Annotated in this window: 24 protein-coding genes and 1 pseudogene; 6 read left to right on the forward strand and 19 right to left on the reverse strand. The window is 56.3% G+C overall.

Translation table 11 applies throughout. From position 1 onward, the window contains the following. From AC0Z42_RS29175 to AC0Z42_RS29240, 14 genes and pseudogenes are all read right to left on the reverse strand, one after another. Nucleotides 1–456: TniQ family protein (locus AC0Z42_RS29175; RefSeq protein WP_485471555.1), on the reverse strand; the 456-nt coding region annotated here is incomplete at its 3' end. Next, nucleotides 453–1,361, reverse strand: a complete 909-nt coding sequence (locus AC0Z42_RS29180) for a TniB family NTP-binding protein (RefSeq protein ID WP_485471556.1) — start codon at nt 1,359–1,361, stop codon at nt 453–455. The genes AC0Z42_RS29180 and AC0Z42_RS29175, both read right to left, overlap by 4 nt. Before the next feature lie 2 nt (nt 1,362–1,363). After that, nucleotides 1,364–3,043 carry a transposase gene (locus AC0Z42_RS29185; RefSeq protein ID WP_485471557.1) on the reverse strand — a complete coding sequence of 560 codons (1,680 nt, stop codon included), beginning with the start codon at nt 3,041–3,043 and terminating at the stop codon, nt 1,364–1,366. A gap of 451 nt (nt 3,044–3,494) precedes the next feature. Next, a complete protein-coding gene (locus tag AC0Z42_RS29190) occupies nt 3,495–4,748 on the reverse strand; it encodes an IS4 family transposase (RefSeq protein ID WP_485471558.1) in 1,254 nt (417 codons plus the stop codon). A 147-nt stretch (nt 4,749–4,895) separates the two neighbouring features. Further along, nucleotides 4,896–5,027: pseudogene (locus tag AC0Z42_RS29195) on the reverse strand (undecaprenyl-diphosphate phosphatase); the annotation flags it as partial. Between the two features lie 33 nt (nt 5,028–5,060). Continuing rightward, a complete protein-coding gene (locus AC0Z42_RS29200) occupies nt 5,061–5,690 on the reverse strand; it encodes a phosphatase PAP2 family protein (protein ID WP_485471559.1) in 630 nt (209 codons plus the stop codon). A gap of 539 nt (nt 5,691–6,229) precedes the next feature. Beyond that, nucleotides 6,230–6,790: a TIGR01841 family phasin gene (gene phaP, locus AC0Z42_RS29205; RefSeq protein WP_485471560.1), complete on the reverse strand. Its 561-nt coding sequence runs from the start codon at nt 6,788–6,790 to the stop codon at nt 6,230–6,232. A gap of 345 nt (nt 6,791–7,135) precedes the next feature. Then, on the reverse strand, nt 7,136–7,861 hold the full coding sequence (locus AC0Z42_RS29210; protein WP_485471561.1) for a ZIP family metal transporter: 726 nt from the start codon (nt 7,859–7,861) through the stop codon (nt 7,136–7,138). A 223-nt stretch (nt 7,862–8,084) separates the two neighbouring features. After that, nucleotides 8,085–8,333, reverse strand: coding sequence for a hypothetical protein (locus AC0Z42_RS29215; protein ID WP_485471562.1), 249 nt, complete (start codon nt 8,331–8,333; stop codon nt 8,085–8,087). 537 nt (nt 8,334–8,870) lie between these two features. Next, on the reverse strand, nt 8,871–9,218 hold the full coding sequence (locus AC0Z42_RS29220) for a zinc ribbon domain-containing protein (RefSeq protein WP_485471563.1): 348 nt from the start codon (nt 9,216–9,218) through the stop codon (nt 8,871–8,873). 154 nt (nt 9,219–9,372) lie between these two features. Beyond that, a complete protein-coding gene (flgB, locus tag AC0Z42_RS29225; RefSeq protein ID WP_485471564.1) occupies nt 9,373–9,777 on the reverse strand; it encodes a flagellar basal body rod protein FlgB in 405 nt (134 codons plus the stop codon). Nucleotides 9,778–9,919: 142 nt separating this feature from the next. Further along, complete coding sequence (locus AC0Z42_RS29230; protein ID WP_485471565.1) at nt 9,920–10,327, reverse strand: four-helix bundle copper-binding protein; 408 nt, start codon at nt 10,325–10,327, stop codon at nt 9,920–9,922. Nucleotides 10,328–10,547: 220 nt separating this feature from the next. Next, nucleotides 10,548–12,002, reverse strand: a complete 1,455-nt coding sequence (locus AC0Z42_RS29235) for an alkaline phosphatase D family protein (protein WP_485471566.1) — start codon at nt 12,000–12,002, stop codon at nt 10,548–10,550. Nucleotides 12,003–12,246: 244 nt separating this feature from the next. After that, entirely contained in the window at nt 12,247–12,525 is a 279-nt protein-coding gene (locus tag AC0Z42_RS29240; protein ID WP_485471567.1) for a hypothetical protein, read from the reverse strand. A gap of 418 nt (nt 12,526–12,943) precedes the next feature. Here AC0Z42_RS29240 and AC0Z42_RS29245 point away from each other — a divergent pair, with 418 nt between their 5' ends. Continuing rightward, the gene (locus AC0Z42_RS29245; RefSeq protein ID WP_485471568.1) at nt 12,944–14,485 is read left to right on the forward strand and encodes an FTR1 family protein; all 1,542 of its coding nucleotides are present in this window, start codon (nt 12,944–12,946) and stop codon (nt 14,483–14,485) included. Nucleotides 14,486–14,696: 211 nt separating this feature from the next. On the opposite strand, the gene AC0Z42_RS29250 is transcribed toward AC0Z42_RS29245, so the two are convergent. From AC0Z42_RS29250 to AC0Z42_RS29265, 4 genes are all read right to left on the reverse strand, one after another. Next, on the reverse strand, nt 14,697–15,554 hold the full coding sequence (locus AC0Z42_RS29250) for a transporter (RefSeq protein ID WP_485471569.1): 858 nt from the start codon (nt 15,552–15,554) through the stop codon (nt 14,697–14,699). 214 nt (nt 15,555–15,768) lie between these two features. Then, nucleotides 15,769–16,740: a site-specific integrase gene (locus AC0Z42_RS29255; RefSeq protein ID WP_485471570.1), complete on the reverse strand. Its 972-nt coding sequence runs from the start codon at nt 16,738–16,740 to the stop codon at nt 15,769–15,771. 37 nt (nt 16,741–16,777) lie between these two features. Continuing rightward, entirely contained in the window at nt 16,778–17,554 is a 777-nt protein-coding gene (locus tag AC0Z42_RS29260) for an SMODS domain-containing nucleotidyltransferase (RefSeq protein ID WP_485471571.1), read from the reverse strand. Then, complete coding sequence (locus tag AC0Z42_RS29265) at nt 17,554–18,069, reverse strand: SLATT domain-containing protein (protein ID WP_485471572.1); 516 nt, start codon at nt 18,067–18,069, stop codon at nt 17,554–17,556. The genes AC0Z42_RS29260 and AC0Z42_RS29265 overlap by 1 nt, the downstream gene beginning before the upstream one ends. Nucleotides 18,070–18,307: 238 nt before the next feature. On the opposite strand from AC0Z42_RS29265, the gene AC0Z42_RS29270 reads away from it, so the two are divergent. From AC0Z42_RS29270 to AC0Z42_RS29285, 4 genes are all read left to right on the forward strand, one after another. Further along, complete coding sequence (locus AC0Z42_RS29270) at nt 18,308–19,345, forward strand: DNA-binding protein (protein WP_485471573.1); 1,038 nt, start codon at nt 18,308–18,310, stop codon at nt 19,343–19,345. A 315-nt stretch (nt 19,346–19,660) separates the two neighbouring features. Further along, complete coding sequence (locus AC0Z42_RS29275; RefSeq protein WP_485471574.1) at nt 19,661–19,945, forward strand: EamA family transporter; 285 nt, start codon at nt 19,661–19,663, stop codon at nt 19,943–19,945. Nucleotides 19,946–20,161: 216 nt separating this feature from the next. Then, nucleotides 20,162–20,728: a recombinase family protein gene (locus AC0Z42_RS29280; protein ID WP_379727588.1), complete on the forward strand. Its 567-nt coding sequence runs from the start codon at nt 20,162–20,164 to the stop codon at nt 20,726–20,728. A gap of 223 nt (nt 20,729–20,951) precedes the next feature. Continuing rightward, entirely contained in the window at nt 20,952–21,203 is a 252-nt protein-coding gene (locus AC0Z42_RS29285; RefSeq protein ID WP_485471575.1) for a LysR family transcriptional regulator, read from the forward strand. 277 nt (nt 21,204–21,480) lie between these two features. Here the strand turns inward: AC0Z42_RS29285 and AC0Z42_RS29290 are convergent, their stop codons facing one another. Then, on the reverse strand, nt 21,481–22,620 hold the full coding sequence (locus AC0Z42_RS29290) for a glutathione-independent formaldehyde dehydrogenase (protein ID WP_091877584.1): 1,140 nt from the start codon (nt 22,618–22,620) through the stop codon (nt 21,481–21,483). A 111-nt stretch (nt 22,621–22,731) separates the two neighbouring features. On the opposite strand from AC0Z42_RS29290, the gene AC0Z42_RS29295 reads away from it, so the two are divergent. Beyond that, a protein-coding gene (locus AC0Z42_RS29295; RefSeq protein WP_485471576.1) for an IS3 family transposase occupies nt 22,732–23,819 on the forward strand; the annotation gives its coding sequence in 2 pieces (ribosomal slippage) (nt 22,732–22,984 and nt 22,984–23,819; 1,089 coding nt in all). Nucleotides 23,820–24,123: the final 304 nt, after the last annotated feature.

Consider the following 24,123-nt stretch of genomic DNA (forward strand, 5'->3'; position numbering starts at 1 on the left):
CCGCTTCCCTGCAAGCAGTACGGCTTGGTTTGCCGGGTCGTTCAGACAGAGCGGACAGTCGCGATGTATCTGCTGGCTGGGCAGCCAGGCACGCCAGTTCGTGATGGATCGCGTCCTACGGCGGAGTTTCGGCAGCAGCACCGAGAGCTGGAACGTATAGGTTTCCAATGCGTCTGGAATCTGATCATCAAGGCTGTCCAGTAGCCAAGGCACCCAGCCGGCGAAACTCATACAACGCAGCCGGTCCGGCTCGATGCCGCTCCGCTGGGAGAGCATCGTCAGCAGCGCCAGTGGTGGCGCGGTGTCCAGGTCATCAACCGGACCGTGACCAAGATCGTGCTCCAGCAGCTCGGACACCTCCATGTGATAGCAAAGGGCCACGCGGTTGAGCCACGAAGACAAGGCTTCGCCTTCCCTGGGAGCCGGATGCAGTGGCCAGCGTGGCGCTGGCTTCACATCAGTTCCCGCTCGAATTGCCGACGCCGCTCGCTTGGGCCGGTGTAATCGGCCATGCTGAGTGTGCGGTGGTTGATCGCTTCCTCGCCGCCCTCCACGGCGGCGAGGGCTGCCGCCATCAGCAGGTGCGCCAGTTCGCCGATGGTGCCTTCGCTGCGTGTGAGCAGGTAGCGGGCCATGTCCAGCGTGGCAATCGACGAGGGTCGCCGCAATGGAAGGGAAGCGGCGAAGCTAGCCAGCAGTGAGCAGCAATCGTCGTTGGCCTCCCACACCGGCAGCATCATCGGCTCGAACCGATTTTCCAACTGGTCATCCGAGCGGATGGCCAGGTAGGCGTCGCGCGTGCCGACCCCGACCAGCGGGATGCGCAGCTCGTTGCCGAGGAAACGCAGCAGGTTGAGGAATTCCCGGCGGTTGACGCTGTTGCCGGCCAGGACGTTGTGCAGTTCGTCGATCACCAGCATGCGCACGCCGACCTTGCGCAGCAGTGCCAGCGCCAATTGCTCCATTTCCGGCAGCCGTGGGCGCGGGCGCAATGGCGCGCCCATCGCGGCAAGTAGCGCGACGTAGAAGCGGATTACCGACGGTTCGGATGGCATCTGCACGACCAGTACCGGAATGTGCTCCTGGTCGGCGTCGGCGCTGGCCGGATGCGTGCGCCGGAACTTCTCGACGATCATCGACTTGCCGTTGTTGGTCGGGCCGACCAGCAGCAGGTTGGGCATGCGTTGCTTGTTTGGCCACGCATACAGGGTTTCCAGCCGGTTCAGCGCCTCGACCGCGCGCGGATAGCCGATCCAGCGGTCGGCGCGAAGGCGCTGGATGCGCTCGTCTGCCGGCAGCCGAGCCAGCCCCTGTGCCGCTGGCAGCAGGTGTGACAAATCGATGATGGGATATTCGTCCACGGCTACCACTCCTCGATCTGGTCGAACGGTTTGGCCGGTGGCAGGTTGTCGGCCTGCGGATCAGCGCCGTCCGTTTTCGGCGGAATCGGCTTGTCCGGCGGAGGCGATGCCTTGAGGTGCTGGCGTCGATCCGAGTCGCGCCGCGCCTTGCGCGTGGCCTTCTGTGCAGTGGTCACGATCTCGCGCATCTGCCCGATCATGCGGAACAGCGCCGACTCATCCACCTGTTCGCGTCCCTGCTGCCGCAATTTCGTCAGCGCCTGCCGTTGTTCCCACAGGGTGACAGCCGGGTGCGACAAGGTACGGTAGGGGATTTCCAGGTAATGCTGCCCCTCCGGTTCCAGCACCCAGATACGGCTGATGTCACGGGGGTCACGCCGGATCAGGAAAGCGGGCACGCGGTCGCGTCGTGCGATCCACGGTTTGAGCGCATCGGCGTAGTAGTGAATGTGGTCGATGATAAAGCCGGTGCGGGTCAGCGTGCGGCGGATGATGGGCAGAAAATCGACCAGGAAAGCCGTGGCGCGAGTGACGACGACCGGCACGCCGACACGCGCCACAGCCTCGGCCCAGCGCGCGGCCGGTGGTTGGAGCAGGCCGTTATGCACGGAGCCGTGATAGGTGCCGACCACCAAGGCGAGCCAGCGCTCCAGCTCACGCAATGTCAGGGCGGCCTTGTTTTCGGAATCGTAGTCCCCGCGCTGGTCAGGGTTGGAGAAGGTCGTCCCTGGCAATTCATCGTGGATCATCTGCATCGCCGTACCGATGATCCGTTCCACGATGCCGCCGTAGTGCGGCTGCCCGGGCGGACGATAGTCCAACCGGATGCCGTGCTGCTCGCAGCCACGGCGCAGCGCCTCGCTCTTGAACTCGGCCGCGTTGTCCAGGTAGAGCAGCCTGGGCTTGCCGCTCATCGGCCAATCCATTTCTATATTCAGCCCCTCCAGCCAGGGACGCTTGTCGCAGGCGACATGCACAAGGCACAGGCCGACCGAAACGGATGACGGCGCTTCCAGCGTGACGACCATGCCGAGCACGCAGCGGGTAAACACGTCGATGGCGATGGTCAGATACGGACGGCCAATCGGTTGCCGGTCGCGTTCGTCAACCACGATCAGGTCGATGACCGTGTGGTCGATCTGCACCTGCTCCAGCGGCGCGGAGACAGGCGGCGGAACACCACCAACACCTTGCAGGGTGCGGGACGCATCCTGGCCTTCCCGAAGGCGAGTGGTCTTGAGTGGATCAAGGCTGGCGATCCGCGACGCCACCGTGTTGCGCGCCGGCACCCGCAACTTTTGCAGCTTGCACGCCCGCGCAACTTCGCGGTGGAACGCCGCCAAGCTACGCTTCTGCTTGGTCAGGAAGCGCTTTTGCAGTAGCTCGCGGATGATTCGCTCAACCGATTCCGGCAAGCGCCCCTTGCCTTTTCCGCCGCCGGATCGGCTGCGAGCCAGGTCCGTCACAAGCCCAGCACCTTGCCGGGCACGGCGGATTAGGACATACACCTGCCGCCTGGACAGGCCAAGCGCGTGAGCAGCGGCATCGGCGGCTTCATGCCCGACCACATCAAGCGCTGCCAGCGGCCCGATGATTTCCGCCCGTTGCCGGGCCTGCGCCCAAGCCGCATCGGGCAGGGTGGCCACGCCTTGCTCGGCAATCAATGATGTGTCTGACGCCATGCTCACACCTCGCTTTGGTGCACACGAGTATTGAGCATAGTCGAGATTGGTGCAGATGACTTCTGATATTGCGTTGTCAGGAGTCGCCTGCACATCTGGCGTTACGCCCCGTCAATTGGTGCAGTCGTCTTCTGAAAATGACACGCACGCCGGCCGCTCGCGGGAGTGCAACAAACCCTCGTTTGTTGGAAGGTCCTCGCGCGCGAGAAATTCGATACGTTTAGTTGCATTGCTTACCGAACTGCTTCACCTCGTAGGCGAAACTTGCGTTGTAATGGCTTCGTCACTGCAGCCCCGCAGTTTCGCCAGAGGAGAATTACACATGAAAACTATTTTGATTGCATCAGCTTTTTTTGTATTGAGCGTTGCCACCACCGGCAGCGCATTTGCCCAACATGGCTACCAGGGAGGCGGGGGTATGCCAATCTACCGGACTTAGCGGAATCTGACTTCAGCATGGCTTCTGCGTCATCGATCTGTGCGGCTTGGGCTGCTGCCGTCGGGGTTTCGACGCGGCGGGCCTGTGCCGGTAAGTCGCGCGCGCAATAAGGTCCATGAGTTGTTGGAGTTGCTGGGCAGCGGCTCTGCCGAGCAGCAATGCCGGCAGCAATGGTTTGAGTGCAGTGTGGGCGTAGGCGCGGTTGATACGCAGGTCCTGGGGCAAGGCTGCTTGAGCGTGGGAAGCGGCCACGGTGAGCGCTTGGAGATTGTCGCAAATGATCTTGGCGCCGAAGTCCTGTAGCACCGCCAATTGGGACAGACCGGTGGCGTGTTCGAGATTGAGTCGGTGCTTGAGGCGTTTGAAGGCCTCTTCGATGCGCCAGCGACGGTGGTACAAGTCGCCGAACAAGGCGGCTGGGAAGCGCGCGGTGTCGAACAGGTTGGTCATGAGCACGCGCACCGCGCCGGTCGAGGCCACATGGCGGATCAGGCGCACCGTTTGCGGCCCTGACGGGCAGCCGTAATCGGCGCAGTCGCGCCGGTCTGGCGCGCCCAGCGTGACGACTGCCTCGGTCAGGCCGCTGCGCAGGAAGTCGCGCACGCAGGCGAAGCCGGCATTGCCAGCGCGCTCGACGCGCATACAGAAGGCGATGCCGCGCTCGGTCAGCGCGGCCGGCAACCAGCGGCACGGGTAGCCGCGGTCCATCAGCAGCAGGTCGCCGGGGCCGAGCCGGTCGAGGTGCTGGAACAGCATCTGGCGCTCGTTTTCGTGCACGCTGTGCAGCGAGGCGGACAGCATCATCTCGGCGCCAGGCAGGAACATACCGAAGGCGATCTGGTCGGCGCTGGCCGGGTGGGCCACGCCGCTGGCGCGCAAGCCGAAGCGCAGTGTGGAGGCGTCGGCCGCGACCAGGCGCAGACCATGCCAGCGCGGCACAAAGCCAGCCTGGTCGGCGCGCGCGACGAGCCAGTCGTTGAGGGCGGGAATGGCAGTGGCGGAAAGTTTGGCGCGCGCCTTCGAGTAAGCGCGCTCCGAAACGTGGCGCACCAGCTGCGCCTGCTGCTCAAGGTGGCCGAAGAACTCGCCAAGCTCGGCTCGCACGCTCTTGCGCATGCCGCTGAGCATGACGGCCAGCAAGCTGGGCAGCGGCAGCTTGCGTTGGCGGCTGAAGGCGTTCGGATGGTCAGAGTGGCGGGCTTGGGCATGGAATTGAGGCGATTGCAGGTGATCGGCAAACGCGGCGAACAGGAAGGGCAAGGACATGGTGGCCAACGAGGTCAAAAAAGACCTTATTGGCCGCCGCCCTGCCGCCGCGCCCCCCCCCCCGCACCGGCAGGGCGGCGGCCGCGCGAAGCGGCTCATTTGTCAACAATTATTTGAAGGTCGCGGACAGCTACCCGTGCTAATCGCGCTTAAGTCCGGTAGATTGGGGTCCAGCCCCATCATTTTCTCGGCAACGATTACGTGAGCTGAGCTAGATACTGGAAGTAATTCTGCGATGCCTTGAACAATCGCAAGGATAATGATGTGTAATAAATTCATTGGTTCTCGGTAAAATATTAAAAGCGAAAGAGCTTAAATTTTGTCGTCAAGAAGTATTCCAATATACGAATGGCCCCCACCGAACGGCTTGCAGATATCGGTCTGCATACGGATCAAGCGAGACCATTTGCGCAAGATCGTTTCAACTGGAAGGTGTGCCCCATGCAGAACGACCAAAATCACAATCGCTGCCGTACTCAATAACGCAACATTCAAGGGAGGATGCTCTAATTTCCGGTAAGAGCAGAAAAACCACAATAATGAAAACATCCCGACTAGTGTACCAATTACCACCTCTATGATCGAATGCACGCCGACCACTACGCGTGAAGTTGCTATGGCAGCAATCAAGGTAAGGACAGCCAACGCTACAGCTAGTCGCCATATACCTGCAAGGCGACTACAGACTACGATGGCGAAGCTGCCCAAAACAATCGTGCTTGCTGCCGCATGACCGCTGGGACTGACAATCCCCGCATTCATGCCGACTCTACAAGAAAGAAAGAAAACCTTCAGCACGGCCATGGCCAGCAGGCAGGCCGCAAGAGCTCGCAAGAATGCAAACGCCGCCTGTTTCGATTCGCGCATCCACAATACCGCAAGCAACATTGCAGATAAAGGTAATAAAATGGCAAGATCGCCGAGACGTGTTACGGTATGCACGAGTAAGGGGAAATTTTAGTGTTCATAGCAGAGCAAGTGCTCCTTTCTAGCACTGACCGCGATTCGCCAGTCGCTTGGCTGACTCGTGCTTCTCATTTTCTGTAATCATTTATATTTGTACTCTCGCGTGGCGTTGATACATGGTTCAATTTTTATCGCAATAGATTTACGAAGATCGAACTATAAGAACGGCGATTTCAAGAACCAACTGCAACACTGGGTTAATGAACAGTAGCGCAATCCGATTGATTTGGAGGCCATTTTGGCAGAGATTGATTGGGAGTAGGCCGTCGGCCTTTTTGGCGATCTGAAATTTTCGTGGATTTGGGCGTAGCACCCCATCAAAAAAACAATGGCCGCTATGGCAACGTTCAAATTACGGGGCTGCGCGACAATAGAGGGCCTTCTGTTCGACCGTAAGGTCCGCAGGGGCGATTAGGGGAAGGCGCACGAGTAACTCTAGCCTCATCGCACATGTGGGTAGATGGCGTTATTTTTCCCGTACTGCCTAGAGGCACCCGAAATATACATATACTCGTTTATTTGGGTTTGGCAGGAGGATTTTCAGGGATGCCACCTTGTATATTACCTTCACGAGCACCTTGCAAGCTCGCACCTGCTCGCTCGTTGTCTTTGTCGTTGCTGTGTTGAGCAAACGAATTAGTGAAACTGCGCATTGTTTCTTGCTGTTTTTCCATACTGCGTTGTGTCTCCTCGGCAGCAGTGCGGGTCACATCCTCAGCGAGCTTCTTTGCGGTGCTCGAAGTTTTTGGAACGTGTTCTTCGCTAATACGAGCTATAGCGACCTGTGAGTCTGCAGCAAGGCGCGACAACTGCTGATGATATGCACGCAACTTCTCTGATGCTGGCAATGCGCGAGATGCTACGGCATCGATCAACGGAGCAGGGTGGTCGGTCGACAGAACATGCTGAGCACAGTGATTGCACTCTTCAATCATCGATTGAACCAGCTGCATGTTTACCTGACTCAAATTTTGAAATGTTTCAAACAAAGATTTTGAGATATCATTAAAATATGCAGTTTGTGATTCCAAGTGGCCTTGAAGAGCGGGGGCGACAGCTTTTGAATATGAGAACATAGGAACACCTTAAAATGTATTGTGGAATGAGCATGGTATGGAGAGGACCGTAAATGCCAAGCGCCATGCAGATTCGAGCCAGAAGAACTAATGACTCAGCGAAATTTCCTCAAAGTTGTCGTGCCGAGAAAAAACTAGCACATCAATAGGCTAGCTTAAAAGTCACTTTTAATGAAGCAATTGTTCAATCGTGCGGGCCATCACTTTAAGTGGCTGGCTATGGGAATGCTGGGATGCGCCATGATAGTGCGTAGTCTAGATAAAAGCCCAACTGCGAAATCGGGATCTTTACGTAATACCACCGGTCGCCCACAATTTGTTAGTACGCCCGCATGCCAAGTCCCATTAGATGGTCATCTCGACAACCAGCAGCGCGATGAAACCTATAAAAAATGTAGCCGTCTGCAAGGGTGTTTCGGCGACTTCGTGCGCCTCGACCAACAACTCTTCGGTCACAAGATATAGCAGCGCTGCGACCCCGAATGCCAAAGTTGCGTCGAGCACGATCGCTGACGCGTTGGCCAGCACGAGTGCACCGCCCAGTGCGCCAAAAAGTAGGCATGCCATATAAAAGCCGATAAAGCTAGCAATTCGAGCACGTGTGGCCCCGACGCTAACCAATGCAGTAACGGAGGACAGTCCGAGGAAAAGTACTTCGAGCGAGAGCGCTACGGTAAGTATCAATCCTTGTTTTTTACCGGCTGCGAAACCAAGCCCGATCAGCACACCGTCAAGCACGAAATCGACGCCAAGGATCCATAACAGGCTGTCGACATTTTTTTCCTTCGGAGCTGCATCTTGTCCAGCCTTCTCAGTAAAATGTTTTATCGCGAGCATAACCAAAACACCGAGGATGAAACCCGTTAGTGTCGCCCAAGGCAAACGCCGATGCATTAAGTCAGGTAGTAACTCAGTGGCAAGTGCAGCAAACACTACCCCGGCCGTAAAGTGCTGGATAGCACTACGAAGCGGCGCGCCGGGAGGGCGGAGAAGCGCCGCGCCCCCACCAGCGGCAAGCGCGAGTATGGGATAAAGTGCGTAATTGAGGATGCCGCCCACGGAGGATGTCATTAATATTTCCACTCAGATATAAATTCTTAAGAAAATGTCTCTTGTATCCACTGATTTGAGCACATTCGCTTGAGCACTTCTGATCAGTGTGCCATGAGCTTATATAAGTTTACAGATTCAACGCGCTCCAAAGGGCTCCGGTACTACAAAACCGTATCAAGCTGCGGGTAGTACCCAGTCGCACTGCTCTGCAAACGGGCCTTCATGGTGCACTCCACCCTCGTCAACGTCTTTTTTTCAATTCATCCGTCAAAGTCTGCGCCAGCGGCGCGAAGAGCAACTTGCGCTGCACATTCCTGACATCGCCTACGGGCGCGAACAGTACCGGCGTTACGACCATGCCGCAAGGCGCAGAAACCAAGATCAGCCGGCCCAATTCGCCGAGACTACGGTGCCTGAAAACGTATTCGAACGAGGTTACGGACAGCGGCTTTCGCTGCACGATGACGTCGGCAGGTAACGAAAAGCTCATATAACCGTTCCTCAAGTGTGCGCCAAGTCCGCATGACATAAACCCACGGAATCAGCGATCTCATAACGCAGCTCATAGCGGCCGACGAGTAGCGTGCGACCTCGGATCGGATTCCTCCAGTCGCTCGCCGATGACTTGATAATGCGCGCCGCAGCCGGTCCGTTCGTGCTGGCCTGGAATTCATGCAGGCGCACCAGAGCGGGACAATTCCTTGCTGGTCCACTGCAACGGCATCAGCGCACCACCGGCGCGACAGCGAGTCGTCCGTACCGAGGCTATCTGCCCAAGCCTGCACCGCCTGATGAACGATAGCGCGGCCGGCATCCACATCAGCCATCGCCTCGCGGGTCACACGGCTGCGCTTCTCCTCCTGACCGACCCAGCGCTAAGCGCCAGTTTGAAAACCCAGCCGTGTGAGCGTTCAAGGCAACCAGCCAACTGGTCGACGTTACTATGTTTGCACTAACAACAAATTTTGGTCCTCGTAGCCAAGAACAGGTAGTTCAGTTCATAAGGATGACATGCACATCGCCGCAACTATGCAACAGCTTTTCCGCATTGACCGCAGAATTTTGTGCCTACTTGCAAACTGGTGCCGCATTGGAGGCATGCTACAGGAGTCAGTGAGGTGCCACATTGGTGACAAAACTTCGCTCCTGGTACATTAATGGCGCGACATGTGGCGCACGAAACGCCATTGCTAACCGGAGGAGGTGTATTGCTATAACCTCCACCGGGCGGAACGCCGTGACCACCACCACCGTGATGGCCACTCCCATGATGTCCGCTATCCCTATGCCCACCGCCATGACCTCCCAATATTCGATCTAAAATGCCCATTTCATTTCTCCTTAACGATCGTTGACCAACTCTACTCTGTAGCATTGAACCTGCTCCATGAAGCCACGCTTATCGTTATCACAATAAAGCGCCGGCGGTCATCTTCCGCCTTTTCCACTTGCTCCACGAAAACCTGTTGCCATCGGCGGTTTGATGCGGCAAGGATGGCAGGCAGGGATCGAGGGACGATGGAATTGGTTTAATATGGTAGCGACTTGAAAAGTTCACTCATCTCTTTGTATTCACCAGAAACTTTTTGCACTGCGATCTCGTACCGAATTGCCGTGTCCGCAAACGCGGCGCGTTCCACGTCCATATCAACGGTGTTGTTATCTGCACTCGGCTGGGCTGGGACCCGGTACATTACCGGAAAGAGGTCATTTTGAAGTGCAAATCGAGACTGCTGGCCACTTCTTAAGGGGGCTTCCGGCTGCGCCATTGCTTGATTCAACGCTGCTTTGAAGTCAATGTCGCGCGCCTTGTAATGTGGCGTGTCCGCATTGGCGATGTTCGACGCAATCAGCTCAAGCTTTTTCGCATAAATGCTAAGGGATTTCTCCCAGAACACGTCACTGTCCGCTACTTTTGCCCTGACGATTTCCATGGTGTACCCGCAATTTGCCAGGATCCCATGCTAGCTCAATATCCACTGTCATAGAGGACAGAAAAGAGGGGCGTTTACCTTTCATTTATTCATTTAAAAGCAATTCGGTATCGGGTGCCGCCCCTGCAAAATACTCCCAAAATTAGACGTGCCGCTCGCGCGCATGTTTTGCGCAGGCTGCAGCGCAGTTTTCGCACGCCGTCTTACACGCCGCACAGTGGGCATGTTTGTCTGCGTGAGCGGCGCATGCCTGTGCACACATCGTGCAAATGTGGGCACAGAGCGCGCAAAAATCGCCATGATGCTCTGATCCTCTTGCCAACGCATTCATGGTAGCAGTGCAAATATCCGCGCAATCGAGATTGATCAGTGCACAATTCGCACCACCACCTTCCCGGATATCCGCAGCCGCGCAAGCTTGGGATGCATGGATTGCTTCTTCGCAGGCTTCAATGCAGGCCTGAAGATTCTTGTCGTGCGTGCTTGTACTTTGACTTTGCATAGAGGTCTCCCGTAGAGTTTTTGTTAAGCCAAGTTGATATGGCCGCATTGATAATAGTACGTATGGCTCAAATTGGGCGCAGCATTGGTTGTTGCGTGCAAGGAATTGATGCGTAACCTTGAACAGTCCAAGGCCGGGAAAGCCTGAGCTGCTCCAAATTCGACAAACTCACTCCCAGGACAGATTTAGGGTCAGGACGTACGTTGCGCTGCATGCGGCGAGTTGGTGGCCTTCCTGATGATTGCACTCGGCGTAACCGATGACTCGCTCAGTCATGGCGCCCCTCCAGAAGCATCGCAGGTGTACGGCCGCTCACTTCGAGATCCCACTCGGCAGACCACTTTTCGCTACGCCGCATCAGGACCACGAAGTTACGCTCGGCTGTGTAGATATGCTTGTGGCCAGGCAAGGGCTTCAGGCGGACTGGCTGGCCGGGCAAGACGCTTTCCCCCATCATTGCAAGACACCCGAGTGCGCGGGCGTACAACCTCGGCGGCGGCGGATGCGCGATTCCCGACGCAACAAGCTGATGCATAATCGTTCCGTCCGTAAACGCCATCTCGCCGCGCGTGGCCAGGTGTATTTCGCCCGAGAGCACCGTGACGGCATTGCGACCTTCGATCGCGCGCAGTTGCAGCGCCTCCAGCATGCGCCGCCACTCAGCACGGTGCGCTCGGCTCTGCCATTGATCGAGCATGTCGTCTTCATATTTCTGGACGCCGGGCAGCACGTGCAGAAATTTCTCGATCCAGCTTAGCCGCGGGCCCAGGAGCGGAACGCTGGACATGAGCAGAATCCTGTCGTCCCGGTTGGTCGCCAAGAGCGCCCGCTCAAATGCGGCCCAGCCGAATGGCCCCATCACCTGAGTCGGCCGGCGCTCCGAGCGAAGGTCGGGCGCAACCACTGAGAACCGAGGGAAACGGACGGCCTGGGTAAGACTTCGGAGTTCGCTCGTCTCCTCGCTGATTGCGGGCTTTTCGAGGGTAGCGCCGGCCTGGAACAGCATGAACATGCGCCGCGCCACGTTAAAGAGGCCGCGACCAATTTGGTCATCGAGGAGCTTTTCGGGGATGCTGCCCCAGCCATCAAAAATATCATGGTCATCCCACATCATGAGAGAAGGCACGCGGGCGTTCAGATGGGCAATATCCGGCTGAGATAGAAGCGTAAGGTATCGGTTGAAATAGTGACTCTCCGCCGCCTTGCTCATTTCGGCGCTGAACGACTGCTCTGCCTCCTCGACCCTCGCATTCGCTGCCCACCTTGCGAGGTTCGGATGAGACTGGAAGACTTCGTCGGCATAAAGTTGGTCGCCGCCCTGCAATAGTAGGCCAAACGGTGTACGCGCGTGCTCTTCTGCCAAGCGGCGCCACATCGCGTTGCGCTCTACTGCTGGCCGATCGGCGTCGGCATGCTCCTGCCCGTTGCAAGACAGATAGGCGATCCGCACATCGCCTGAAAAATTTGCATGCACGGGAAAGACGGCATCGCCCAAACGGTAGGTTGCGTTCGCGCGCGCCGGCAGATCGAAGTCGTATCGCCATACCGTCCGGCCGAATTGCGAATGTAGCTGCACAGGCGTGATGATTCGCCCCTCCTCCGGGACCAGGACTGGTGGATTGAGGTGGTCTAAGGTGATAACGATGGCGGAAAGTCGACACTGATGCTCGTTGGCGCCGCGCGCTAACAGTACAGGCCCGATGGTTTCTAGCTGCCCGGTCATGTCCGGATACCCGCAGAGATGATCCGCAAATGGGTACGTCGCCCTGGCGTCAACATCCCACTGCTGCCATGCCCTGAGTCCTCTGATCGACCAGCACGGCGTCGATACGCGTAGTCAGATGGAGTCGCATGTCGGCAGGCGCGCTCGGTCGCGACAAAGGCGGGCTAGCCGTGCAGGCGGCAGCGATGAATCCAGAGACCAGGCGGGCATGCACTGGTTTGCCGAGCACCCGTGCGGCGCCACCTTACTTGGCATTGCCGCGCTCTTTCTGCCATTGCTCGTACGCTTGCTTGTTCTGCTGTTTGCAGGCAAGGTAATCTCTTGCGTCCACGTTCTTGCGCTGGCACTCACGCAAATTATGCCCTTCGGCCGACTTCGCCAGAGATGCGTCCATTTCCTCCGGCGTCGGCAGGCGCACCGTTCCGCATCCGGCGGCCAGCACACACAGCGCAAGCACAATGATTATTCGGGTCGGATCAGATGTCAGCCCCGCAGAAAGTAGAAGCCTCGAGCGAATATTCATATGTTCTCTTTGAAGGCACATCCTCGATTTTCCTATTATATACTTGCGTCCCGTAAAGTCGTAAGTCGAGTGCGAGTCGTGGCGAACGGACATTTCGGCGAACGCGGTTGACCGACTGTCTGGGATCTTGACAGGCCCATCCGAAGCTGCGCAACGACCTGCTCCGCCAGCCCGTAAGGGAGATTCAAGGAATACCGGCGGAGGTTGATCGCAGAAACAGGAGTTATTCATGGACATACCAGGATCCCCGAAATAGGTGCTGGCACGAAGGGGGTTGAACACCTTCGTTAGTTGCAGACAACGCTGGTTCACAGCGATGGAATGCAGGTCGGCGCGGACCAATGCAGGTTCATTTGCAGCTAATGCTGGTTGGAGGGAGCCGTCAGTTGCAGTTATTCCAGGCCGAGAAACCGCTGGAATGCTGGTCGGGCCGGTTTCAAATGCAGGTCACTACATCTACCAGAGTCAATGCGCCTCCTGCCATGGCGTGTCCGGACACGCCGATGGCCCGCTTTCTGCAACGCTAAATCCACCTCCGATCGCCTTGGCCGATCACGGCCGCGCGCAGGAGCGCAGTGTGTTCTCCCTGCAGCAAATTATCACACAGGGTGTGGCCGGTACTTCTATGCGTGGTTTTACTGAACTGACTGACGAAGAGCGTTGGGCAATCGCATATTTTGCTTCAACATTGTCCTACAGCGATGTGGATCGCCAAACGGGCGCCAAAATATGGGCCACACGGCCGGATATTCATGCGGCCGTACCGACGCTAGCTGCATTGACTCAGACGTCCGAGGCGACCCTTGCCAAAAACATTGGTTCAGAGATGGCGCGACCGTTGATTGCTTACCTTCGTAGCACGCCTGCCGTACTGGCCGCGTCCGGCGCCGACAGCGTCTTGATCGCCAAATCCAAGTTGAAGGATAGCGTTGCAGCCCTCGAAGCCGGCGACATGTCGCAGGCTTCCCGCTTGGCCCTGTCCGCCTATCTCGATGGATTCGAACCTGTGGAGCCTGCACTGGCCGCGAAAAACAAGGGTTTGTTTGAAGACATTGAAAAAACCATGGGTATGTATCGCAATGCTGTCAGTCAGAACAATATCGCGCAGGCGCAGCCGATCGAACAACGTTTGCAAAAGCTGCTCACGGAAGCAAGTGCGGCCCTTGATACATCCAACGATCCGTTATCTACCTTCCTTGGGGCGCTGACCATCCTTTTGCGTGAGGGCTTGGAGGCGCTGCTGATTGTGGTTGCGATGATCGCATTCCTTCGCAAGGCCGAACGCACCGATGTGCTCAAATATGTGCACGGCGGCTGGATCGCGGCGCTGGCTAGCGGCGGCCTCACTTGGGTGGTTGCTACTTTCCTGGTCAATGTTAGTGGAGCAAGCCGTGAGATGACAGAGGGTTTTTCGGCAATTTTTGCTGCCGTGGTGCTTCTTGCGGTCGGTATTTGGATGCACCAGAAAAGCCTGGCCGGTCGATGGCAAGCTTACGTCAAGCAAAAGTTGTCGGCCGCTCTCAGCAAAAAATCGGCCATGATGCTGTTCTTGCTTTCATTCGTTACTGTGTATCGCGAGGTGTTTGAAACTGTCCTGTTTTATGCTGCGCTGTGGACGCCGAACAATGGCATATATTTGCTCTCCGGCTTAGGCTTGGGAATAATTCTTCTCGCGGCGATCGGCTTTCTCTTGCTGCGCTCTTCTGCCCGCCTGCCGATCAGTCAATTCTTCGCGTGGAGCTCAGGGCTGGTTGCGGTGCTGGCCGTCGTACTCATGGGCAAAGGTGTCGCGGCGCTGCAAAAGGTTGGCTACTTGGGACTTACACCGATCTCGATGCCGCGCATCGATGTACTCGGCCTATATCCGTCCGTGCAGACTGTGCTTGCGCAGGTAGTGATCCTATTGATAATTGTGGCAAGCATTGCGTTCAATATCAAATCGCAGAAAAAGTTAGCTTAGCGTGAGCGGTCCGCACCCAGGATGCCGTTTTTTCGCTAACGGATGCGGAATTTTGGTTCGCCTTATCAATATGATACCTCGCAAATGGGGCGGAGCCTTCGATGTTGCGCAGGGCCGAGACCCAGAGGACAGCGGTCGCGCCACGCTCAGGTCGCCCCAACACCGACGGCAGTACGTCAGTTGAAATTTCATAATGTTCGATTTTGAAGTGTCAGAACATTTTGCTAACTCCCAATGATACGAAGACGCGGGGCGGCGTGGCACCATGTGCACGCCCGCCGACGCTGAAGTCTAGCTGAACGTCGCGCATGGGCAAATATGCAACGCCTGCATCGAAAACGGCGGCAGACTTGCCATTTTTTTCCTCGTGGGATTGCATCCCTGTATCGACGAACAGACTTAGCGCTTTACTGGGGTTATAGCTGAGCGTCACGGCTAGCAATCCCGTATTAAATCGCCGGTTTTGGCCATCTTCATAAGCAGCCACACCCAAGTTTGGATTGAACGACCACTGTTCGGCGAAATCCCAGTCCGCTGCGAGTCGGACATCCCCCGTGGCATGCTGGGAGCGGAAGTCCCGCGAACCTGAAGCCGGAAAGACTCGGACAATAACCCCTAAAGAAGGTTGACTTGCTTTATTCGCATCAAGGAACTGGTATTTCGTGCCGATCGATACCGGGGCAATTCCATGGCTTCGGGTTACACCATCTTCCGGATCTGCTGTTCTTTGCATAGTGTAAGTATTGCTCTCAACACGCACTTCCCACCGATTGTTTATGCCGACGCGAAATAGCGCCGGAACAAATACTGTTTGGTCGGAAGCTAATCCGCTCCGCCGAAACTCCTTCTGAACGCCTGTCTCAATTTGAATTCGACCTGCGCCTATGACTTTGCTGCCATCGGCGATGCCGGGACGGTCTGGATTAATGTACTCATCGTCTTGCGCAAGCGCGGTGGATGTCAACTGCAGCGACATCACCAACATGAAGGCCTGCGTTGGCCTCAACGAAAAACGACCAATATTTATAGCGCGGTTAGCAAACATTTTTGGGGGGGGTCTTTCATTCATATTTGTCATTGTGATAATACGCCGTTGTGTGTGTTTGCGTGGGTCGCTCCCACTGCCTTGGTCTCGGCTATGTAACAAGCGGCCGGGATTCGCGTAAAATTCCGCAAAATACCACGTAACCTGCTGATTTTTTTCAACGTTTTGCATTTCACCGTACGGGCGAGGATATTGCAGCCGTAGCCCCGCACACTGGCATGAGCGCGTTGCTGCCCCATCACTCCCCTTCAAGCTCAATCACATTGCCGGACAAGGCTTCATTTGATTGTTGACGTCGATACTGCACAAAGGGATCTGCACCTTCTACATAGCGTAGGGCTGACTGTACGTTTTTCCAACCGACGTATTCCATCAGCGCCTTGATGTCCCAGCCGTTAGCCGTTGCCCATTGCGCGAAACCACGTCGCAACGAGTGTCCGCTGTACTGCACTGCGAAAGAGATGCTGGCGTCGCTGAATAGCGAGCGCAGCAGTGGTACGAAACTATTGATATGCAATCCTTTTTCGGCGACATTGCCCCAACGATCGACTCCGCGAAATAGTGGACCATCGGTCAAGTCGGAGAGCGCGATCCATGCGGAACACGCATCGACCGGACATAGTCGCGCGAGCGCTGGCGCCTTAAAAGTCGTTCCCTCGTGCGCGCGGTCACCCTTCGTCCGAGGAAGATAGCAAGTTAATCCCTCCCTCGGGGTGATTTCCATATACTCGACCTGGACCCGGGTCAATTCATCGCCGCGAAAGCCGCGCCAGAAGCCTAACAGCAGAATAGCCTTGTCGCGCGTGCATCTCAGCTGAACGGGGATGTCGCCGACTGCCGTTGCTGTAGCAATCTGCCCATCAAGCCAACTGGCCACGATTTCAAGCTGCTCGAGCTGCAATGGGCGAGCGCGCTTTTCCCTGGATGGGTGCAGCGCCTGGATGCCACGGAAAACCTTGCGCACCAGCGGCGCCTTGGTCGGATCCGGAAAGCCCTGATCGATGTGCCACTGCGCCAGCGCGGCCAGACGCTGGCGCAACGTGTTGATCGCCAATGTTTCGGCATGATCGACTAGGTAACGGGCGATCGAATCGGCCGTAGCGGGCAGGAAGCCGCCCCATTCGATTTCAAAATGGCGCGCTGCCGCCTGATAGCTACGCCGCGTGTTCTCGCGAGTCGCTGCGTGAACATAGGTATCGAGTTTGCTCATCGCATTCCAATGAGAAGATATCAAATCTGGAATTTTTTCACTCGGGAATCAATTTCTTGATTTCCGCCTCGGCGCTGTATGGCATATCTTCCCGTTCCATGCGTCGCACCTCGGCGACAATGGCTTTGGCCCGCGCTAGCTTGTCCTTGCGCCACTGGGCTTGGTCATAGTTCGGAGTCAAGTTATCAAAGATCGTAAACAAGTAGTCGCGTAGATTAAATGCGGAGTGAAAGGAAAGTGTAATCACCCACCGCTCTAATCTGAATGAATCGCAAACATAGCCGTTCTGGGCATTCCAATACTTGAGCAGTCGAATGGCAGGCTTGATTTTGGAAAGTTCAGCGTTGTTTTTCGCGACCAAGCTGGCATTGAAATCGTTGGGGTTCGTCGACTGCCACGCGGTTGCTCCATTTGGGATTTGGTATCCGGAAGCATATTGTTCTTTCAGCGCCGGCACCAGGTCGAATCGGATGTGGTTTAGCAACAGGACAATCGTCGGCGACGACTGTTTAATGTCGGAGCGCGAGTAATGATTTTCCGCGAACCGCTTTAGACGATCCAGGTAGGTTTGCGGGGAATAGCCGCGCTCCGCAAACACCACCATGTAATCGATGTCGGAGTGCTCATCCATTGCGCGGGGCAAAATCGTGCCGCGGGTTGACGACCCGAATCGAAACTGATCGCTCAGGCCGCTTCCAAAGTATGTGGTGAGCCTTGATTTGAGGGTGCTGATCGACGTATTGATCGAACTCTGCTCACCGCTCGAAAGCACCGCGTCACTCGCACGCTTGTCAAGATAGGTTATGACGGACATTACGCTCCCCCAGCCCGATCGACCCGATGTGCTCCCTCGCCCTCGTTGATACCTTGACGCGCCAGTTCGAAATCCACGCGGGAGAACTGCGCGCTTGCTTGGTTGAGCTCGTTCCGTCGCTTTGTGAACTCGTCCAACCCGGCGATCGCAGCCGTCTCGTCGCAGGCGTAGTGCAGGCGGATTTCTCGAAATACGCGCGCATCGTTACGCAGCGTCAAATACTGGTCGCCACTCCCTTTATGGGCAGCGGCGCGCTCCGACGGTTTTAGAAACGTCATGAGAGACGTGAGGACGGCAACTACGGATGACATCACGCCAGCGGCGCTACCGTAATCCTTGAAAAATGCAGCTCCTGCGAGGGCGCTCAGAACAACGGAAGGAATGCCGAGCCAGTAGTGGTAGCGCGCCCATCGGTCGCCAGCGTTAAAGTGCGCTTTTCCTGAGTGAATACAATCTTCCTCAATTCGCGTAAGTTCAGCTTCGATGGCAGATTTCGATGCATTTGCGCTTTCCATGTATTCCTCTCTATTTGGTTTTGCATTTTTGGGGCCAAGACGCCCCCAGCCAAGAACGGATGGGGTTGAACCGGGCCGTACAGCAATCTTGTGAGCAAATATACATCCAATTTGCAATGACATGGGATAATTAGCCATTATCACATCCGAGAAATAAGAAGATTCCTGGATTACAATGGGTATATTCGTTACATAATTATGTGGTATGTAATCCAGTATCATATTTAATGGAGGTAGAATGGCACGCGCAGGTCTATACCCCTCACAAGTGAAAAAGGCGCGTGATTCGCTCATAGCGCAAGGGCGACACCCATCCGTGGATGCCGTACGGGTTGCCCTGGGCAACACCGGTTCGAAAACAACCATTCACAAATACCTGAAAGAACTGGAGGAGGAAGACGGCGGTGCCGGGAAGAAAGCATCGGTTAGCGAGGCGTTGCAGGACCTAGTTTCTCGCCTGGCGGCGCAACTCCACGAAGAAGCGGATGCGCGCATCGAGGCGGCCGAGGCGCGCGCCCTGGAGGTGAGTCGGGTGAATTCCGACGCCCTGGCGAACTTGCAAAAAGAGATGGAAGCAGTTACAGCACAACGCGATAGGATCGAGGCGGCCGCGCAACTGGAGATGTCAGCGCACGGCCAAACGCGCACTGCGTTGCAGTCTGAGACGATTGCCCGTCACATGGCCGAGGAGCAGGTGAGTGGCCTGACGATTCGCCTGGTTCAGAACGATGCGCACCTGCTGTCGCTCGAAGAAAAACACACTCACGCGCGCGAGGCGCTGGAACACTATCGCCAGTCGGTCATGGAACAGCGCGACCAGGATCAGCGCCGGCATGAGCAGCAGGTTCAACAACTACAAGCGGAAATGCGCCAGCTGCAGCAAGGCCTTATCGTCAAGCAGGAGGATATAACTCGCTTAAACCAAGAGGGGGCGCGCTTGGTTGCGGATATTGCCCATGCACACAAGTCGCTGTACGATCAGGAATCAATGGGGCGGCAGCGCGCGCAGCAGATTGAGGCTCTGCAGGAGACTGCCCAACAGTCCAAGGTCATTATGGTTCAGCTGACCGCTCTGGAAGCGCAGGTTGCGACGCTTGGCAAACAGTTGGCGGCGACCTCCAAAGAAGCACAAGCTTCGCTCAGCCGTGCGCATGGCCTGGAAGTATCGCTCGCCACGGCTCAAGCGACACTGGCATCGCAGCATGAGACAATTTCCGTGCTGCGCAATCATTTACCAAAGCACGAAACGGCGGAAGGAAAGAGCGATGGGCAATGAGCTGACAAAGCTTACAGAGGCAACAGCAAGATCTACTGGGCGCCGCTACTGCAGTACTCACGGCAGCGAAGTGGCGGCCGATAATGGTAGCTATGTCCTGCGGAACAAGACAACGCGCTGGGTATGCTTCGGATGCCAAGAACGCAGAAATATGGCGCTTCCACCTTGTTCAAATCCGCCGAAATAAATCCGACCGCAGGTGGCAATTTGCATTGGTACACGAATTCGAGCCGTCGTAATTCCGGCCGACACTAATAAATTCAATGAGTTACGTAAACCTTTACCTTTTCGAGGGGATGGGTAGAAATAGCCATTATGCTCTTCGCCGCCATTGTCGTGCCGGCAAACGAACTTCAGTCCCTCAGTCGCAGGAATGTGCTTTGGCTGGCCGCTTCTGCCGTGACCACGGCAGGGTCCTGGATCTTCTACTACAAAGCGATCAAGCTCGGAAGCGTTTCTACCGTTTCCCTCATCGATAAAGGCAGTGTCGTCATCGCCATGCTCCTGTCCTTTTTAATCCTGGGCGAATCGATCACTGCACCAAAGCTTCTAGGCGGCTCACTAATTGTGGCTGGGCTTCTTGTCATCGCACGCGGATAGCGGCAGATGGGTCGATATGCGAAATTGTGAAATCGGACGTACTCCATCCGAAATTACGGATTGATATCGAATAAGTCAGATTAGGCTATACCCTAACCTGATGTCAGACGACCCTCGTTGAAGCCGTCAGGATAGGGTTGGTATCGCGATAACTTGACATCTGCCTTGAACGGTCATAGAGTCTTTCCTGACACATCTTGAGAAAGAGGCATGGTTTTGCGAGGTCAACGAATCGGTTATGTCCGGGTCAGCAGTTTCGACCAAAATCCAGAGCGTCAGCTCGATCAGGTTCAGGTGGACAAGCTGTTCACCGACAAGGCCTCAGGCAAAGACACGCAGCGGCCGCAGCTTGACGCCTTGATGTCGTTTGCCCGCGAAGGCGATACGGTAATCGTGCACAGCATGGACCGTCTGGCGCGCAACCTGGACGATCTGCGCCGGCTGGTGCAGACGTTGACCAAGCGCGGGATACGAATCGAATTCGTCAAAGAGTGCTTGAGCTTCACCGGCGAAGACTCGCCAATGGCCAACTTGCTGCTGTCGGTCATGGGGGCGTTCGCGGAGTTCGAGCGGGCACTGATCGGCGAGCGGCAGCGCGAAGGGATCGCATTGGCCAAGCAGCGCGGTGCCTACCGAGGCCGCAAGAAAGCGCTGATGGACGACCAGGTTGTCGAGCTTCGCCGCCGCGCCGTGGCCGGCGAGCAAAAAGCCACGCTCGCGCGCGAGTTCGGCATCAGTCGCGAGACGCTGTATCAATACCTGAAAGTGGCGCCAGCGGCTTAACCCGGTTTTCCGTTCCACTGCACCTCAAACCCCTATTCGACGATAACAATTCGGACTCTATAATCGGCTTTTGCCGGCGCCTGGCCGCACGCGGCCAGGCCGTACCCACTACCAAGAAAGATGTGTCGATGGAGCTGCTTCAATCGATGCGCCTGTTTTCCAGGCTTGCTGAACTCCAGAGTTTTACGAAGGTCGCTGAAGCGCTGCAGATGGGCCGCCCCCAGTGACGCTGGCCATTAATCAATTGGAAGCATCGCTCGGCGTGCGTCTGTTCCAGCGCACGACGCGCAAGGTGAGCCTCACCGCGGAGGGTGAGGCGTTTCTGGTCAGGGTCGCAGGGATTCTGGGCGGGGTCGATGAAGCGGTGACCATGTTCGGCGCGCCGGGCGACATCGTGCGCGGGCGTCTCCGGATCGATATTTCTTCCGCCCTGGCGGTGGAATCCTTCACGGATTCATTGAAAGCTATGGAGTGATGGAATTTACAGCGGGTCGGGTAACTGACCTGATATGGTAAAAATACCGCGTGCCTTGTTAGATTGACTTATTGAAGTCGTCTGCTACGCGGGATCATTGGAAAAAGTCGAGCTTTGAGACGATTTAGGAAGTAGCAAAGTGCTTCCGCGCAATGTTCTTTCCTTAACTTCCCGAAATGAAAGAAAATTGCGCGAACTAACCATTTATTGTAAAACCTATCGCCTGCTTTAATTTTGTGAATCGTCTTTTAGCATGCGCCAATAAATAATATTTTCTTTATTTATTAGGTTTCAGCACGACTTTGGTCCACCCTTCGGCACGTTTATCAAAATTCCGATAGCCAGTCGGTGCATCCTCCAATGCAAGCTCGTGTGAAATGATCTGCGAGGGCGCCGCTTTACCTTTATGAATCAATTTTGCCAAGTAACGGTTGTAATGCTTGACGTTGGCTTGGCCGGTGCCAATCTTCTGACCCTTGAACCAAAAATTGCCGAAATCGAAGGCAATCTTGCCTTCCTTTTCCAGCGCGTCTGGACCCTTCGGATCCTGCGGGAGGAATACACCAACCACGCCGATGCCGCCAGTGGCCTTGACCGTCTGCACCAAGTTATTCATTGTCAGATTTGGCACTTCCTTACCGTGCTTGTCGCAACACTGGTAACCAACGCATTCGCAGCCGCAGTCGGCGCCCTTGCCGTTGGTAAGGTTCAAGATCTTCTCGACGCCGGCGCCTTCGGTGTCGTCGATCGCCACCGCGCCCAGCTTTTCGGCCAGTGCCAAGCGGTCCTTGTGCGTGTCCACGACGAAAACTTCGCTTGCGCCTTTAATGAACGCAGACATGGTCGCCATTAGGCCGACCGGGCCGGCGCCGTAGATCACGACCGATTCGCCCGGCTTGAGGCCAGCCAGTTCGGTGGCGTGGTAGCCGGTCGGGAAAATGTCCGACAACATCACGTAGTCATTTTCCTTTTCCTTGGCGTCTTCCGGCAGCACCAAGCAATTGTAATCGCCAAACGGCACCCGTAGCAATTCGGCTTGGCCGCCGCTGTACGGGCCCATGCCGGCAAAACCGTATGCAGCACCCGCTGTGCCTGGATTTGCCGTCAGGCAAAAGCCGGACAAGCCCCGTTCGCAATTTTCGCAAAAGCCGCAGCCGATGTTGAACGGCAGACAGACAACGTCCCCGACCTTAACGCGCTCGACGGCGTTGCCGACCTCGATGACTTCACCCATGTTTTCGTGGCCCAAGATACGGCCCGTTTCCATGTTGGTACGGCCTTCGTACATGTGTAGGTCGGACCCGCAGATGTTGGTTGTCGTGATACGGACCAAGACGTCAGTCGGCTTTTCAATCTTGGCGTCCGGCATGTCTTTGACCTGGACGTCGCACGGGCCATTATAAACGAGTGCCTTCATGATTTTCCTTTCAAAACGAGGGTAAATTCATCGCGAGCAGCGGTAATCCCCCCACCAAATGATCGCGTTTAAAAGTAGAATTTTCCAAACTCAGATTTTTGAAAGTTCTGCATGAAGACGTCCCGTTTTACCGATAGCCAGATCATCGCCATCCTCAAGCAAGCCGAGGGCGGTTCACCAGTCCCTGAGCTGTGCCGCGAGCACGGCATCAGCAACGCCACGTTCTACAAGTGGCGCTCCAAGTTCGGCGGCATGGACGCCTCACTGATGGCCCGCATGAAGGAGCTGGAGGATGAAAACCGGCGCCTGAAGAAGATGTATGCCGAGGAGCGCTTGAAAGCCGAGATCGTCGCGGAGGCCCTGACAAAAAAATGGTAGCGCCATCTCAGCGGCGGGAGATGGCGCAATGGGCCGTGGCCCAGCGTTCAGCCACCATAGGACTGGCTTGCCAGGCGTTCTGCATCAGCCAGACCTGCTATCGCTATCGCGCCAAGCTCGATGACGAGAACGCCCTGGTGGCCGACTGGCTGGTGCGTCTGACCAACAACCAGCGCAACTGGGGCTTCGGCCTGTGCTTCCTGTATTTGCGCAACGTGAAGGGGTTTAAATGGAACCACAAGCGCGTCTACAGGATCTATCGCGAGCTGGAACTGAACCTGCGGATCAAGCCGCGCCATCGCTTGGTACGCGAAAAACCGCTGCCGCTGGCCGTGCCTGCACAGATCAACGACACCTGGTCGATGGACTTCATGCATGACCAACTGGCCGATGGCCGTAGCATCCGCTTGTTCAACGTGATTGACGATTACAACCGTGAGGGGCTCGGCATCGAGGTTGATTTCTCATTGCCATCCGAACGGGTCATCCGGTCCCTCGACAGGATCATCGAATGGCGTGGCAAACCCCAGGTCATTCGCTGCGATAACGGCCCGGAGTACATCAGCGCCGTGACGCTGGCCTGGGCCGCCAAACGCGGCATTCGCATCGACTTCATACAGCCTGGCCAGCCGCAGCAGAATGCTTATGTCGAGCGCTATAACCGCACGGTGCGCTACGACTGGTTGGCCCATCACCTGTTTGAAACACTCGATGAGATCCAGGATTTTGCAACCCGCTGGCTGTGGACTTACAATCACGACCGGCCCAACATGGCACTTGGCGGCATCACACCAAAACAGAAGCTTGCCTTGGCCGCTTAACCTCTACTTTTAGCGCGCTCTAAAAATGGGGGGATTACCCAGCGACGTTAGGAGGAGAAAGAATATAACGAAATTCTTCACAAAGGCGCACTGTTGAACGCTGCAAAGATTTACGCCTGGGCCGGCTTTGTTGCGTAAATCGAGCGAAGGCCGAGCTAACGCCATTTGTAGTTCGTTTTATAACACTGGGACCGTAACTGGAGTACCCAGGGTTCTGTCGCATTGTTGATCAAACGGCGGAGTTTTCCCGGCATGGCACATGGCCCTCAAACAGGACGGACCTTGCCCGCCAGCGCATAAAATT

The organism is Janthinobacterium sp. 1L-D-8-B-C4, from assembly GCF_057291295.1.